At 54.7% G+C, this 13,926-nt stretch carries 11 protein-coding genes; 8 read left to right on the top strand and 3 right to left on the bottom strand.

Annotation, left to right across the window (positions count from 1 at the left end):
- Nucleotides 1-50 precede the first annotated feature (50 nt).
- The 7 genes from DFO56_RS06000 to DFO56_RS05970 all read left to right on the top strand — a co-directional run bounded on the left by DFO56_RS06000 (nucleotide 51) and on the right by DFO56_RS05970 (nucleotide 10,557).
- Nucleotides 51-1,205 carry an efflux RND transporter periplasmic adaptor subunit gene (locus DFO56_RS06000; RefSeq protein WP_045513404.1) on the top strand — a complete coding sequence of 385 codons (1,155 nt, stop codon included), beginning with the start codon at nucleotides 51-53 and terminating at the stop codon, nucleotides 1,203-1,205.
- Nucleotides 1,202-4,258, top strand: coding sequence for an efflux RND transporter permease subunit (locus DFO56_RS05995; RefSeq protein WP_045513401.1), 3,057 nt, complete (start codon nucleotides 1,202-1,204; stop codon nucleotides 4,256-4,258). The genes DFO56_RS06000 and DFO56_RS05995 overlap by 4 nt, the downstream gene beginning before the upstream one ends.
- A gap of 208 nt (nucleotides 4,259-4,466) precedes the next feature.
- The gene (locus tag DFO56_RS05990; RefSeq protein ID WP_016496223.1) at nucleotides 4,467-6,074 is read left to right on the top strand and encodes an EAL domain-containing protein; all 1,608 of its coding nucleotides are present in this window, start codon (nucleotides 4,467-4,469) and stop codon (nucleotides 6,072-6,074) included.
- 95 nt (nucleotides 6,075-6,169) lie between these two features.
- Nucleotides 6,170-7,234: an AI-2E family transporter gene (locus tag DFO56_RS05985; RefSeq protein ID WP_045513398.1), complete on the top strand. Its 1,065-nt coding sequence runs from the start codon at nucleotides 6,170-6,172 to the stop codon at nucleotides 7,232-7,234.
- A gap of 380 nt (nucleotides 7,235-7,614) precedes the next feature.
- Nucleotides 7,615-7,971 (top strand): multidrug/spermidine efflux SMR transporter subunit MdtJ, encoded by a 357-nt coding sequence (gene mdtJ, locus DFO56_RS05980; RefSeq protein WP_045513395.1) that lies wholly within the window; start codon nucleotides 7,615-7,617, stop codon nucleotides 7,969-7,971.
- On the top strand, nucleotides 7,958-8,287 hold the full coding sequence (mdtI, locus tag DFO56_RS05975) for a multidrug/spermidine efflux SMR transporter subunit MdtI (protein ID WP_016496219.1): 330 nt from the start codon (nucleotides 7,958-7,960) through the stop codon (nucleotides 8,285-8,287). The genes mdtJ and mdtI overlap by 14 nt, the downstream gene beginning before the upstream one ends.
- 107 nt (nucleotides 8,288-8,394) lie before the next feature.
- The gene (locus DFO56_RS05970) at nucleotides 8,395-10,557 is read left to right on the top strand and encodes a bifunctional diguanylate cyclase/phosphodiesterase (RefSeq protein ID WP_045513392.1); all 2,163 of its coding nucleotides are present in this window, start codon (nucleotides 8,395-8,397) and stop codon (nucleotides 10,555-10,557) included.
- A gap of 1 nt (nucleotide 10,558) precedes the next feature.
- Here DFO56_RS05970 and DFO56_RS05965 read toward each other — a convergent pair whose 3' ends face one another.
- The 3 genes from DFO56_RS05965 to DFO56_RS05955 all read right to left on the bottom strand — a co-directional run bounded on the left by DFO56_RS05965 (nucleotide 10,559) and on the right by DFO56_RS05955 (nucleotide 13,653).
- A complete protein-coding gene (locus DFO56_RS05965) occupies nucleotides 10,559-11,389 on the bottom strand; it encodes a serine protease (RefSeq protein ID WP_045513390.1) in 831 nt (276 codons plus the stop codon).
- 280 nt (nucleotides 11,390-11,669) lie between these two features.
- Nucleotides 11,670-12,005 (bottom strand): acid resistance repetitive basic protein Asr, encoded by a 336-nt coding sequence (gene asr / locus DFO56_RS05960; RefSeq protein ID WP_016496216.1) that lies wholly within the window; start codon nucleotides 12,003-12,005, stop codon nucleotides 11,670-11,672.
- 163 nt (nucleotides 12,006-12,168) lie between these two features.
- Complete coding sequence (locus DFO56_RS05955; RefSeq protein ID WP_045513387.1) at nucleotides 12,169-13,653, bottom strand: carboxypeptidase M32; 1,485 nt, start codon at nucleotides 13,651-13,653, stop codon at nucleotides 12,169-12,171.
- A gap of 133 nt (nucleotides 13,654-13,786) precedes the next feature.
- Between DFO56_RS05955 and DFO56_RS24905 the strand changes: the two genes are divergently transcribed.
- Nucleotides 13,787-13,879, top strand: a complete 93-nt coding sequence (locus tag DFO56_RS24905; protein WP_016496214.1) for a hypothetical protein — start codon at nucleotides 13,787-13,789, stop codon at nucleotides 13,877-13,879.
- The last annotated feature ends 47 nt before the right edge of the window (nucleotides 13,880-13,926 follow it).

Raw genomic sequence — 13,926 nt, 5'->3', positions numbered from 1 at the left:
CTCGACGTACGCCACGTTAAATGGCGCCATTACCGATCCGGAGTGGCGTCATGTCAGAACAATTCACCGATTATTTTCGTCAAAGCCTGCACCACCTTTTTAATGCGGCACGCGCTTTATCCTTCCTCGCTCTGCTTCCGTTACTGGTTACGGCGGCGGTCATTCCGCTGTTGACGGGGTGCGGAGAGAAAAAAACAGACCACGCCGCACCGCCCAGGCCTGTGCGTTATCTGGTAGTCGCGCAGGCGTCGCCGAATCCGGGCACGGTACGAACCGGCGAGATCCACGCCCATGATGAAACGGTGCTGGCTTTCCGGCTGGATGGCCGCATGGTCAGCCGGCAGGTGGATATCGGCGCGCGCGTACATGCCGGGCAGGTGCTCGCCACGCTGGAAAGTGAAACCGGTAAGAACCAACTGGCCAGCGCCACCGCCGATATGGAAAGCGCCCGCGCCGCCGAACAGCTTGCCGCGCTGAACCTGAACCGGATGCAGAAACTGATGCCCTCCGGCGCGATCGCCCGCACGCAGCTTGATATCGCCCGTGCCGACTGGCAGTCTGCCGCATCCCGCCTTAAAAGCAGCGCAGCAGCGGTGCGCAATGCCCGGGATAATCTGGCCTGGACCCAACTGACCGCGCCTGCCGATGGCGTTATCACCCGCGTTAGCGCCTCTGCAGGACAAGTGGTCAGCGCCGGAGAAAGCATCTTCACGCTGGCGACCAGCGACGCGCGCGATGTGGTTTTTGCTATCGCCGATCCGCAATTACTGCCCGCGCAGGCAGCAAAAACGCCCCTGTTTTCGGTCGCGCTGCTGGCCGATCCCACGCAGAAAACCACCGGCGTATTGCGTGATATCAGCCCGCAGGCCGATCCGCAAACGCGCACATGGCAGGTCAGGCTGACGCTTCAGTCCCCACCAGCGGCGATGGCACTGGGTGCCAGCGCCACCGTTGATATTCCGGTGGCGACATCGCCCGGCTTTGTGGTGCCCGCCTCGGCGTTGAGCCGCGTCGGCGACCAGCCGGCGGTCTTTGTTATCGACAAACAGTCGCAGGCGCAGCTTCGGACGGTCACGCTTGCGAGCTACACCGCCTCGTCTGCGGTGATTGCAACCGGCATCAGTGCGGGTGACCGGGTTATCACCGCAGGCGTAAGCAAACTGCGCGCCGGTGAAAAAGTGACGCCGGGAGAGCTGCAGCCATGAGCTCTGTTGAAACCAAACCGCGCTTTAATCTTTCTGCCTGGGCGCTTGAACACCAGCAACTGGTGAGCTTTTTTATGATGCTGGTTATTGCCACCGGCATCCTCTGTTATGAAAACCTGCCGCGCACTGAAGATCCGGCGTTTACCATCAAGACGGCGGTGGTCTCGGCGCAGTGGCCTGGCGCGACGGTTACCGACACTACCCGGCTGGTCACGGATGTACTGGAAAAAAAATTACAGGAGATCCCGTGGCTGGATTACATCGAAAGCGAAAGCCGGGCAGGCAGCGCCGTTATCTATGTAAATCTGCGCGATGACACCCCGCCGGCGCAAGTGCCGGATATCTGGTATCAGGTGCGCAAAAAGATGCAGGACATTGCGCCTTCGCTACCGCAGGGTGTGCAGGGACCGGCGGTAAATGACGAATTTGATGATACGTTCGGCACGATTTATGGCTTCACGGCGGAGGGCTACACGGCGCGTGAACTGCGCGATCGGGTGGAAGATATTCGCCGCGACCTGATGTCAGTGCATGATATTGGCAGAATCACTCTGCTGGGCGAACAGCAGGAGCAGATCGTCATTGCGTTTTCTCCCCGGCAACTGGCTGGCATGGGGCTGGATATCCAGCAGGTGAGCGATGCACTCAATGCGCAAAATGCCGTCGAGCCAGCCGGGATTATTCGTACCGGGCAGGATAACGTTGCGCTGCGGGTTAGCGGCGCGCTGACTACGGAAGAGAGCCTGCGGGCGGTTACCCTGCATATCAACGATCGCTATATTCCCCTGACCGATATCGCCACCGTGAGCCGCCAGCTCGCCGAACCGCCAGCGCCGGTGTTTCGTGTCAACGGTCAGCCCGCGATGGGGCTGGCCATTTCCATGGCCTCCACCGGCAACATGCTGCGTTTCGGCCAGGCGCTCAACGCCAGGATGGCAGAGATTAAAACCCAGTTGCCCCACGGCATAGAGATGACAAAAGTCGCCGATCAATCCGCAGTGGTGAGTGATGCGGTTAGCGGCTTTGTGCGGGTGCTTGTCGAAGCGGTGCTGATTGTGCTGGCTGTTTCATTTGTCTCGCTGGGGATGCGGGCAGGGCTGGTGGTGGCCGCCGCCATACCGCTGGTGCTGGCGATGACGTTTGCCGGAATGATGCTGGCCGGTATTGGCTTGCAGCGGATTTCACTGGGCGCGCTGATCATTGCGCTTGGCCTGCTGGTGGATGATGCCATGATCACCGTCGAAACCATGGTCGCCAGGCTGGAAGCCGGCGAATCGCGCAAAAGCGCCGCTACCTACGCCTTTAAAACCACCGCGTTTCCTATGCTTACCGGGACGCTGGTGATGATCGCCGGTTTCATTCCCGTCGGGTTTGCCGCCTCCAGCGCCGGAGAGTACTGCTTTTCGTTATTTGCCGTGGTGCTGATAGCGCTACTTTGCTCGTGGGTGGTGGCGATCCTGTTCTCGCCGTTGACCGGGGCCTGGCTGCTGCCCGCCAGAATAGAAAGCCACAGCAAAGGTAGCGGACGTCTGGCGCGTGCCTACCAGGCCTTACTGGCACGCGCGCTGCGCCACCGCTTAATGACCATTGGCATCGCAGTGGTAGCGCTGGCGCTGGCGTGCGTGGGGGCCACCCGAATGCACGGGGAGTTTTTCCCGGCATCGGATCGCCCCGAACTGCTGGTCAGCCTGTCGCTGCCCGCTAATACCGCGCAACTGGAAACAGAAAGGCAAGTCGAACGGCTGGAAAAGGTGTTGAACGGTAATAAAGATATTGATCACTACACGACCTATGTCGGCTCCGGCGCGATACGTTTTTATCTGCCGATGGATGTCCTGCGCGATAACGAAAACACGGCGCAACTGGTGGTGGTGGCAAAAGATTTAGCGGCGCGCGATCGCCTGCGCCAGCAACTGGACAGCGTGCTGGAAAGCCAGTTCGCCGGGTTTACCACGCGCGTTTCGCCGCTGGAGTTAGGGCCGCCGGTAGGGTGGCCAGTGAAATACCGGGTGAGCGGGCCGGATTATGCCAGGGTACAACAGTTCGCGCGTCGGCTGGCGAGTGACATTGGCACCTCATCGCTTGCCCGCGAAGTGAATTTGACCGCTGGTGAACCGGAAAGAACCATCACGTTGCAGGTGAACCAGACTGCGGCGCGGGCGGCAGGGGTTTCGTCGCAGAGCATTGCACAAATGCTGAATACGGTCTGGTCCGGGCGTACGGTAACCACGGTGCGGGATAATGATCGGCTGGTGGATGTGGTTCTCCGTGGCAACGATCGTGAACGGCTGGATATCGGCACGTTATCGACACTGATGTTGCCTGGCGCTAACGGCACGAAAATTCCGCTGAACGAAGTGGCAACCGTGGGCTGGGGCGTGGACGATCCGGTTATCTGGCGTCGCCAGCGGCTGCCGTTTATTACGGTGCAAACCGATCTGGCACCCGGTGTGAGTGCCGAAAACCTGTCGGCTGGCCTGCGCCCGGCGGTGGATAAACTGCGTGCGCAACTGCCTGCAGGATACCGGATCGAAGAGGGCGGCACGGTAGCGGAATCGGCAAAGGGGAACGGCTCGGTTTACGCGGTTCTACCGGTGACACTTATCGTGATGCTGGTGTTGTTAATGCTCCAGTTGCAGCGTTTTTCCCGCATGTTGCTGGCGCTGTTGATGGCACCTTTTGGTTTGCCTGGCATTGTGCTGGCGATGCTGCCGACCGGCACGCCGATGGGGTTTGTCGCCTTGCTTGGCGTGATTGCGCTGGCGGGGATGATTATTCGCAACGCCGTCATTTTGATAAGCGAAGTGGACAGCAATCTGGCGCAGGGGATGGCCGCGAACGAGGCGATTGTGGCTGCCGCCGAACACCGCGCCCGCCCGATTATGCTGACGGCATGTGCCGCCATTCTGGGCATGATCCCGATTTCACATCAGGTGTTCTGGGGGCCAATGGCCTATGCAATTATCGGCGGGCTGGTTGTCGCCACGCTGGTGACGCTTACCGTTTTACCGGCGGCGTTCAGCCTGCTGCTGGATAAAGAAAGACGCCATTAATGGAGGTGCCAGGAGGGGACATCACGCGCCAGGGCGAGATGTCTTTAAAGTAAATGCCAAAAGCGCCGATAAGGAGAGTGGGGCGCATGCAGGATTTTTCAGCGCCGGAAGCGATAAAGTAACCAGGATGTTGCCAATAATTTTCTGCAAAAGGGATTGATGACAGGCAGACCGCCAGCGCGGGGTGGTCTGCATAAAGGTATTCAAAATGATAAAGGTGCTGAAAAAAGGCGTTTCCATATATATAGCAGCGTTATTATTATCTTTTGCTTTTTTCTATATTGTTGCGCAAGTCGCCTACTATGCTTTTATCCAGGAAAAAGTAGAAGATTATGCCGAATCGATACTTGCCCGCAGCGATAATATTATTCTTCAGGTCCGCGAAATCAACGCATTACGCGAAGAGTTTTCCGTCTACACCCCGTGTAGCGATCCCTATTTGCACGCGTTAAGAAAACGCTTATGGCCTTATCCGCTGATCAAAGATATTGGCTATGTTGAAGACGGCAGAATAATCTGTTCCGCGCTGTGGGGGAAATATGCTGCGCCGTTGTCTCTCAATGTGTTCAAAAACAAAGTGAGCAGAGGCAGTTATACATGGGTGTTTGATGCACTGATTGAGAGCAATATCACTGCGGATGTCGTTTATAATAATAATTTTTCTGTTACAGTGTCACCTTTCGCTTTCACCCGTTTTCGCGAAGATTCTATCCGCTGGGGTTTTAATGCGGTGGTCGGAGACTACAACCACAAACAACATTTTTTCCGCGTAGGCAATAATACATCGCTGCTCGAAAATATAGAGCATGGTAAAGTGCATGAACTCTTTTTTATTACTGAAAAGTCATGTGATGCGCGGCATGATATCTGCGTTGTGGCTGGCGTCAGACACTCTTTCGTGTTTAATAACAACGGTTATATTCTTCTTTTCCTCTTTTGCGTCGCCTCGTTGGTGGGGTTGATTATTGGCGCGTTAATCAATAAAAATCAGCATGAGAACCAGTCATTATTAACCCGATTAGAAAATGCCATTATTAATAAAGAGTTGCATTTTGTTTATCAGCCGCTGTACCGGGTAAAAGATAAAAGTATCATCGGTGTCGAAGTGCTGTTGCGCTGGAATGATAAACAGATGGGAAATATCGGCCCGGATATTTTCATTCCGCTGGCAGAAGAAAATGGTTTAATTAATAAGATAAGTCTCTACGTGGTTGAACATGCGATCAAAGAGTGCGGTGCTGCGTTGAGAGAAAAAGATATCACGCTAAGCATAAACGTCAGTTGTTCAGATATCTGTTCAAAAACGTTTTATCAGCGGCTTATCGATACCCTGCAACAAGAAGGCGTGGCAGGGAAACATATCATGCTGGAAATCACCGAAAGGCAGAGTGGCCGCATAGAAGATATTATGCAGTCAATATGTTTATATAAAGAGCATGGCGTGTTATTTGCGTTGGATGATTTCGGTACCGGTTATTCCAATTTAAAATGGCTGTCCATGCTGGATGTAGATGAAATAAAAATTGATAAATCAATAACGGATTCTATCGGTACACAGTCCATTAACCGCCATATTCTGCCCGGTCTTATCGCCATGTTTAAAGATATGCCACGCATTATCGTTTTCGAAGGCGTCGAAAATGAAGCGCAGCATCTTTTTTTGCAAGGCAATTTGCCGGAATCCTGTGCACAGGGCTGGTATTTTTCCAAAGCATTAGCTTTTTCTGAGATAGAAAATCTTCTGGCACAGGTAAAACAAATGGGTGAATGCGCCGTTGAGGGCGCTGACAACAACGTCGCCGTGATGGCACCCTGACAGCGAAACGGCTCTGCCACCTGAGGCGGCTCTGTTTTTACAATCAATGGGTAACGCTCTACACTGGTGGGCAGTTTCCCCATTGGATGTCCCGGATGACGACACTTAAAAGTAATAATTTCTTTTTTATCATTCTGTTATTACTGGTCAGTCTGGCGTTTTTCAGCCTGATCCAGCCTTACTACTCCGCCATTATCTGGGCGGTGATCCTGGCGCTGATTTTTTACCCGCTGCGCATGCGTTTATCGGCGTTGCTCGGCGGACGTAACGGCGTGGCATCGCTTATCACCGTGTTGCTGATCTGCGTGATTGTCTTTATTCCGTTGATGATGGTGCTCTCCTCGATCGCCGTGGAGGTCAATAGTCTGTACCAGCGGTTGCAGAATAACGGCACCGATTTGCCGCAGTTGTTAAGCGACGGGATCGCGCATCTGCCGGAGTGGGCAAAAAATTCGCTGCGTGAAAATGATTTCGATTCGGTCGCCGCGATCCGCGAAAAACTCTCCGGCGTGGCGCTGAGCGTTGGGCGCTATCTGGCGGGCAGCGCGGTACTGATCGGCAAAGGCACGCTGGGAATTACGGTCGGCTTCTGTTTGATGGTCTATTTACTGTTCTTTTTACTGAAAGATGGCGCAGAACTGGTGCGCAAAATCTACGACGTGGTGCCGCTGTCGGCGACCATCAAACGCCGCCTGTTTCTGAAATTCGCCGGTGTGGCGCGCGCAACGGTAAAAGGCACGCTGGTCGTGGCCATTGTGCAGGGGGCGCTGGGCGGTATCGGTTTCTGGTTTGCCGGGTTCAACGGCAGCCTGCTGTGGGCGACGTTAATGGCGTTTTTGTCGCTGATCCCGGCAGTGGGGACGGCGATTGTCTGGGTCCCGGCGGTGATCTTTCTCTATTCAACCGGCGAGCTGGTCACGGCGACCGTTCTGACACTCTACTTCGTGATTGTGGTGGGGCTGGCTGACAATCTGTTGCGCCCGCTGCTGGTGGGCAAAGATACCCGCATGCCGGACTACCTGATCCTGCTTACTACGCTCGGCGGGCTGCAGTTCTTTGGCATTAACGGTTTTGTGCTGGGGCCAATGATTGCCGCGCTGTTTATTACCTCATGGAATTTGCTGGCGCAGTCGCGGGCGAATACAAAAAAACAAGCGTAATAATATTTAAAAACGCCGTCTGGAAATTTATGGCGGCGTTTTTGTTTGTCGTAAAGAAGTGCAAAGACTTTGAGTATAATCTTAGCCTGTGATAAAAAAGGGCGGTGTTTAACTACTGAGGACAATTTATTTCCGCTACGATGAGAAGCAATTCGCGGATAATTGTAATTATATGGACATTCTGTTCAGCGTCTTAAAACCTGATTCTTCCCTCCCGTTTTCTTCCTGCTGCCTGTTGGCAGATGACCAGTACTGGCGCTCTGCGCTGTAGTTTTCTCTCTGCCTGAGCTGGCACGTTGTGCCCGGCTGACATCGTTGTTTTTCCGGTTTCCCGTCGTTCGGTAAGCCGCAGGAAAGTATGTTCTCAAGCAGGAGAAAAAATGATTTACTGGATTTTATTAGTCCTGGCGATTGTTGCTGAAATAACCGGCACGTTGTCGATGAAATGGGCAAGTAATAGTGATAGTCACACTGGTTTTATTTTAATGCTGGTGATGATTGCGCTGTCGTATATTTTTCTGTCATTCGCGGTTAAAAAAATAGCCCTCGGCGTGGCGTACGCATTATGGGAAGGCGTTGGCATATTCATAATTACTATTTGTAGCGTCTTTCTTTTCGATGAACCATTATCGACGCTGAAAGCCGCCGGTCTGGCCACGCTGGTACTGGGCATTGTGTTAATCAAATCCGGGACGCGCAAAGCCGTGCGTCAGGAGCGTAACCATGCTGCAGTTTGAGTGGGTTCACGGCCTGTGGCTGGCAATGGCGATTGTGCTGGAGATCGCAGCGAACATCTTTTTAAAGTTCTCAGACGGTTTTCGCCGCAAGTGGTATGGTTTCGCTTCCCTTTTCGCTGTGTTAGCGGCATTTAGCGCCTTATCACAGGCGGTGAAAGGTATCGATCTTGCGGTGGCGTATGCACTGTGGGGCGGGTTTGGCATTGTCGCCACGCTCGCCGCCGGCTGGGTGCTCTTTGGGCAGCGCCTGAATTATAAAGGCTGGCTTGGTCTGGCTCTGCTGATTGTCGGTATGACACTGATAAAACTCGCCTAATGTTAAGTTGCCCACGTTTGTGGGCAATGAAATTCGCGGGCGGTATCAGGCTTAGGATACTATCTCCCCACACCTCTGTTTCCCTCGACACCAGTAAGGGACGGCCAATGTTTAATCCGTTAAGCTGGCGCAATCTCCCCACGGCAAGGACGCTGTTTGTCATGCTCTTTATGGCCGGCATCGGACTGATTGTTTCCGTCGTCGCGCTGCTTTATCTTTCGCTGCACCTCATTAGCACCAAGGCCAATGAAATTGATGAACATCGCACCGCGCTGTCTGTGCAGGGGGCGATTCAGACGGCGGTAAACCGGACCCGGTCGCTGGTCATTGATAACGCTGTCTGGGATGAAGCGGCTAAAGAAGCGTATCGTCCTCAGCTGGATAGTGCGTGGTTATACAGCACCTGGGGTTCGGGTTTTAAAATCAATAACCTGTACGACGGTACCTTTGTGCTGGATGAGAAGTTCGCCGTGCTGTGGGGGGCGTTTCGCAGCCAGCCTTTTACCGGGCCTAATCTCGCGTTTTTTGGTGACGGACTGGCCGCGCTGATTCGTGACCACAGCGAGCCGCTGCGCGCGGGAAAAGAGGTTTTCGCGGGGATCACCCGCACCCGCGAAGGGGTGGCATTTGTCAGTATCGGGCTTATTCGCCCGGCGAGCGGGCGGCTTAATGTTTATGACGAGACGCGCCGCTACCTGGTGATCACCCGCCATCTCAATGCGAAGCTCCTCAGCGATCTGGGAACGACCTTTCAGATTGATGACTTGCGCTTGCAGGCGCGACATGCCGGCGTAGCCAGCATACCGCTGCGCGGTTCGGCAGGTGAAACGCTGGGATATCTGAGCTGGACGCCGCATTTACCCGGCGCGGAGGCCGCGCAGGCGGCTGCGGCCAATATCCGCCAGATAGCCGCGTTAGCGGCGGGGTTGATCCTGCTGTTTATCGCCCTCAGCAGCGCCGGGCTTTACAAACTGGCGCGTGGGGAAAAGCTGGCGCGCAAAATCGCCCTGACGGACTGGCTGAGCCGTTTGCCTAACCGCCGCGCGCTGATTGAACACCTCGATAACCTGAGCGCAATGGGCGATCCCGAAATGATCAGCGTGGTGTTTATCGATCTCGACGGCTTCAAAGACGTGAATGACATATATGGCCACGATGTTGGTGACCGGTTGATTGTGACAATCGCCGATACGCTACGGCAGAAAGTGCCGACCGGCGGCATGCTGGCGCGAATGGGCGGTGATGAATTCGCCATGACGCTCAGCGGCCCGTGGTCACTGGAAAAAGCCGACGATTTTGCGCATAACGTGTTGCGCTACCTTGAGATGCCCGTGCGCATTGGCAAACGTACTATCCATATTGGTGCCAGCATCGGTATTGCCAGCGGTACGCTGCTGGAGTGCTCCAGTTCAGAGTTGTTTCGCCGCGCGGATATCGCCATGTATCACTCAAAAATTACCGGCAAAGCGCGAATGACCCACTATGACGCAGAGCTGAACAGCGCGCGTGAACGGCAATTAATGATTGAGAATGACATCCGTGACGGACTGGAGCGCGATGAGTTTGATGTCTGGTATCAACCGATTGTCGACGCGCAAAGCCAGACGATGATTGGCGTTGAAGCGCTGGCGCGCTGGCCGCGCCGCCCGGATGGCGAACTCAAGCCGGATGACTTTATCCCGGTTGCCGAAACCAGCGGGCTTATCTACGCACTCGGACAGTTTGTGCTGCGCCGCGCCTGCAGCGATTTGCAGCAGCTTAATCATCTGAAATTGTCGGTTAATATCTCGCCTGCGCAATTTCGCGACCCGGAATTTGAAGACAAAGTGGCGCGGGTGCTGGAAACCTGCTTGTTTCCGGCGCACCGCTTACAACTGGAGGTGACGGAAACCTACGTGCTGGAAAACCCGGAGCGCGCCCGTTCGGCCATCGCCAATCTGAAAGCGTTGGGCACGGCGGTTGCGCTGGATGATTTCGGGACGGGTTATTCGAGTATTGGTTACCTGCGGCGCTTTAATTTCGACACCATCAAAATTGATAAATCGCTGGCCGGGCTGGTGGATGACGATGAACAAGCCTCGGCGCTGGTGAGCGGTACGATCCGTATTGCCAGCGCGCTGGGCATGCAGGTGGTGGCGGAAGGCGTGGAAAACGAGAAGCAGATGAAGCTGCTGCGGCTGGCCGGCTGCGACCAGCTGCAGGGGTACTATTTCAGCGAACCGATGCCGATTAAGGATATTTTGCAGTTACCTTTGCTGCGAAAGGGCTGAATTACTCGTCTGCCTCTTTTGCCAGCGCTTCCAGTTTGTCACGAAAACCGGTAATCGAAATGGCGCGGTTGTCGGCGCGCCAGCGATCTTTCGCCGCCGGCGCCGAGCTTTGTACGGCAATCAACTGCCAGCCCGCATCGGTTTTTAACATCAGTGGCGAACCGCTGTCGCCGGGCAGCGTATCGCACTGGTGTGACAATACGCTATTTTGCGCCCAGCCGGTGACGACGCAGTCCTGGTGGCTGAACAGGCTATCAAGATGATCTTCCGGGTAGCCCGCCTGCGTGACTTTACGGTCGGTCGCTTTTAATGCGGCGGTGAGTTCATCTTTATCGCCGACAAAGATCGGCAGCGGCGTAATGCCGGAAGGGGGATACCGTAACACGATCAGCCCGAAATCCCAGGGCGCGGCAGAAGAGGGAACAATCCAGCCATCGCCGTCGGCTTTCAGGCGGTGGCCGAGCGACGGATCGACACGGCCTTCGATACCGTGAATTTCATACCGCCAGCTGCCTCGTTGCGAAACAAAGCGCAGCGCTACGGCTTTGTCCGCTTTGCCGCGCGGCGGTGTTAACAGGCAGTGCCCGGCGGTTAATGCCAGGTGCGGCGAGATAAGCGTAGCTGTGCACAGATTGCCGCTGGCGGTTTCCAGCTGACCAATCGCATCCCACGGCGCTTTGGTAGGGGTAGTAACAGGAACCCTGTCATCATGACCAAAAAAGAGCGTTTTCACATCACGGGCGCTTATCGCGTCATCGCCGCCATCGTCAGCATGTCCAACAGCGGAAAACAAAAACAGCGGTCCCAGCAACAGCACAACGGTTTTTCGCATATCACACTCTGGTGGGGTAATTATGATTATTAACGTAAGCCCAGGTAAACAAATATAGACGGGACGAGCAGAAAGTGGGAGTAAAATCAGCGTGCTACATTAATAAAGATAAAAGCGGACGGCAATCAGTGCGCAGATGATTAACATCGCCAGAATGACTTCAAAACGATAACGTCGCAGCATCATAGGCCCTCCAGAGAAAAACGGCGCTTCACCCTAAGGGTTCAGCGCCGACTTGTCACAGCGTTCTGATACGAACGCCGGTATCAGACACGTTTACTTATGCAGCCGGTTGTGCAGCCGGTTTGGTCGCAGTGTGTTTAACGTGTTTTTTGTGGTGTTTTTTCGCAGCCTGAGCTTTCTGCTCTACAGCTGGTTTAGCTGCTTTTTTGTGATGTTTTTTCACTTTTGCGGCCTGAGCTTTCTGCTCAACGGCTTTTTTGTGTTTTTTGTGCACTTTTTTAGCCGGTGCAGCTTTAGTGGTGGCAGCCGGTGCAGCGGTCGTTGCTGCCGGAGCAGCAGCCGGAGCCTGGGTAGAAGTAGCGGTGTCAGCAGCGAAAGCAGCAGAAGACAGACCCAGAGCAGCGGCAACAACCAGAGCTAATACTTTTTTCATTCCGATATCCTCGAATTGGTTTCTTCATTCAACCCCACTGCGGGGCCGTTGAAAGAACTATATCCCTGTAATTAAACGCCTTCCGTGAGTGATTGGTTTCGGCGTGTAACGTAATGTACAGAGCGAGGAACCACGCCGGAACTGCCGCTCCGGCGCGGGTGTATCAGAGGTAACGGCGGAGAAGATGCTGGTGGAAATAGTCGGCGTTTAGCGCTTCGCCGGTGGCATTCTGAATAAGCTGCGCGGTACTGAAGCGGCTGCCGTGCTGCCAGATATTTTGTCGCAGCCAGTCAAAGAGCGCCGTAAGATCGCCTGCGGCAATCGCCTCGTCCAGTCCTGGAAGCGCGGTTCGCGCGGCGTGGAACAGTTGCGCGGCATACATGGCACCGAGCGTATATGACGGGAAATAACCAAAGCCGCCATCGGTCCAGTGAATGTCCTGCATACAGCCGTTGCGGTAGTTGCCTTCGGTGGAAAGCCCCAGCCAGGCCTGCATTTTTTCATTCCACAACCCCGGAATATCGTCAACCTCAATCTCACCGTCGATCAGCGCGCGTTCAATCTCATAACGCAGGATCACATGCGCCGGGTAACTCACTTCGTCCGCATCGACACGGATATAACCCGGTTTTACACGCTGGTTCCAGGCGACAAAGTTGCGCGCTTCAAACGCTGGTTGCATCCCGAAACGTTCAATGATGGCCGGTTGCAGGCGGCGCAGGAAAGCCTCGCTGCGGCCTAACTGCATTTCAAAAAACAGGCTTTGTGATTCATGAATCGCCGTGGAACGCGCCAGCGCAATCGGCTGCCCCGGCCAGCTGCGCGGCAGATTTTGTTCATAACGCGCGTGGCCGGTTTCATGTACCACGCCGAACAGCGCGCTCAACAACTCATTTTCATCGTAACGCGTGGTAATACGCACATCTTCCGGAACGCCGCCGCAGAAAGGATGGGCGCTGACGTCGAGCCGCCCGCCGTTAAAGTCGAAACCGAGTTCCTTCATCGCCTGCAAACCCAGTTCGCGCTGGTCGGCAATCGGGAACGGCCCCTGCGGTGCTATCAATGCTTGCTGCTCCTGTTTTGCCACCGCTTTTTTCAGCAGATCCGGCAGCCAGGATTTTACTTCGCCAAACAGTTCATCAAGGCGGGCGCTGGTCATATCCGGTTCGAATTTGTCCAGCAGCGCATCGTACGGTGAACACCCTTTCGCGGCGGCCCGCAGTCTGGCCTCTTCACGCGCCAGTTTAACTACTTCTTTCAGGTTGGCTGAAAAGCCTGTCCAGTCATTGGCCGGACGCTGCGTGCGCCAGGTGTGCTCACATTTGCTGCCCGCCAGTGACTGCGCTTCAACCAGCGATTCCGGCAGCAGTGCCGCTTCCTGGTAGTGCCGTTCAATTTCGCGCAGGTTGGCCTGCTCAATATCGTCCAGATCTTCTTGCCGCGCGTTGGCGATCCACTCGCCCACCTGTTTATCGGTCAGGATCTGGTGGCGCAGGACACTTAACTCTGCCAGCGCTTCGCCGCGTGCTGCGCTACCACCTGGCGGCATCATGGCAAACATATCCCAGCTGGCAATCGAAGCGAGGTGTGAAAAGCGCGACAGGCGCAGGAAAGTGCGGGTGAGCTGGTGATAGTTATGCTTGTCCATAATGCCTCTGATTTTTAGCGTGTGATCGTGTAACCACCTAAAAGTAGTAGTTATTCAATACTTTTCCTGAACTGTATCATAATAGGAATAATCTATTTAAATAACCAATACCAACGCGTAACGCAGTAATATTATGAATCCTTTTGTCTGGGTAATATTTGCTCTGCTGGCGCTTGATGCGGTGCGGGAATTAATGGGCGCGGCGTCGATTTTGAGTCTGTTTTAACACACACAAGCACAGAGTAAAAAAAAGCCCTGCATGCGCAGGGCCGT

Source organism: Kosakonia sp. AG348 (genome assembly GCF_003337365.1).
In the GTDB taxonomy this organism is placed as follows: Bacteria; Pseudomonadota; Gammaproteobacteria; order Enterobacterales; family Enterobacteriaceae; genus Kosakonia.
This window is presented reverse-complemented; position numbering and strand designations above follow the sequence as displayed.

What these genes read in the sequence shown, in the direction of transcription:
- DFO56_RS06000 (WP_045513404.1), top strand. Translation starts at nt 51, where the DNA reads ATGTCAGAACAATTCACCGATTATTTTCGTCAAAGCCTGCACCACCTT.
- DFO56_RS05995 (WP_045513401.1), top strand. Translation starts at nt 1,202, where the DNA reads ATGAGCTCTGTTGAAACCAAACCGCGCTTTAATCTTTCTGCCTGGGCG.
- DFO56_RS05990 (WP_016496223.1), top strand. Translation starts at nt 4,467, where the DNA reads ATGATAAAGGTGCTGAAAAAAGGCGTTTCCATATATATAGCAGCGTTA.
- DFO56_RS05985 (WP_045513398.1), top strand. Translation starts at nt 6,170, where the DNA reads ATGACGACACTTAAAAGTAATAATTTCTTTTTTATCATTCTGTTATTA.
- mdtJ (WP_045513395.1), top strand. Translation starts at nt 7,615, where the DNA reads ATGATTTACTGGATTTTATTAGTCCTGGCGATTGTTGCTGAAATAACC.
- mdtI (WP_016496219.1), top strand. Translation starts at nt 7,958, where the DNA reads ATGCTGCAGTTTGAGTGGGTTCACGGCCTGTGGCTGGCAATGGCGATT.
- DFO56_RS05970 (WP_045513392.1), top strand. Translation starts at nt 8,395, where the DNA reads ATGTTTAATCCGTTAAGCTGGCGCAATCTCCCCACGGCAAGGACGCTG.
- DFO56_RS05965 (WP_045513390.1), bottom strand. Translation starts at nt 11,389, where the DNA reads ATGCGAAAAACCGTTGTGCTGTTGCTGGGACCGCTGTTTTTGTTTTCC.
- asr (WP_016496216.1), bottom strand. Translation starts at nt 12,005, where the DNA reads ATGAAAAAAGTATTAGCTCTGGTTGTTGCCGCTGCTCTGGGTCTGTCT.
- DFO56_RS05955 (WP_045513387.1), bottom strand. Translation starts at nt 13,653, where the DNA reads ATGGACAAGCATAACTATCACCAGCTCACCCGCACTTTCCTGCGCCTG.
- DFO56_RS24905 (WP_016496214.1), top strand. Translation starts at nt 13,787, where the DNA reads ATGAATCCTTTTGTCTGGGTAATATTTGCTCTGCTGGCGCTTGATGCG.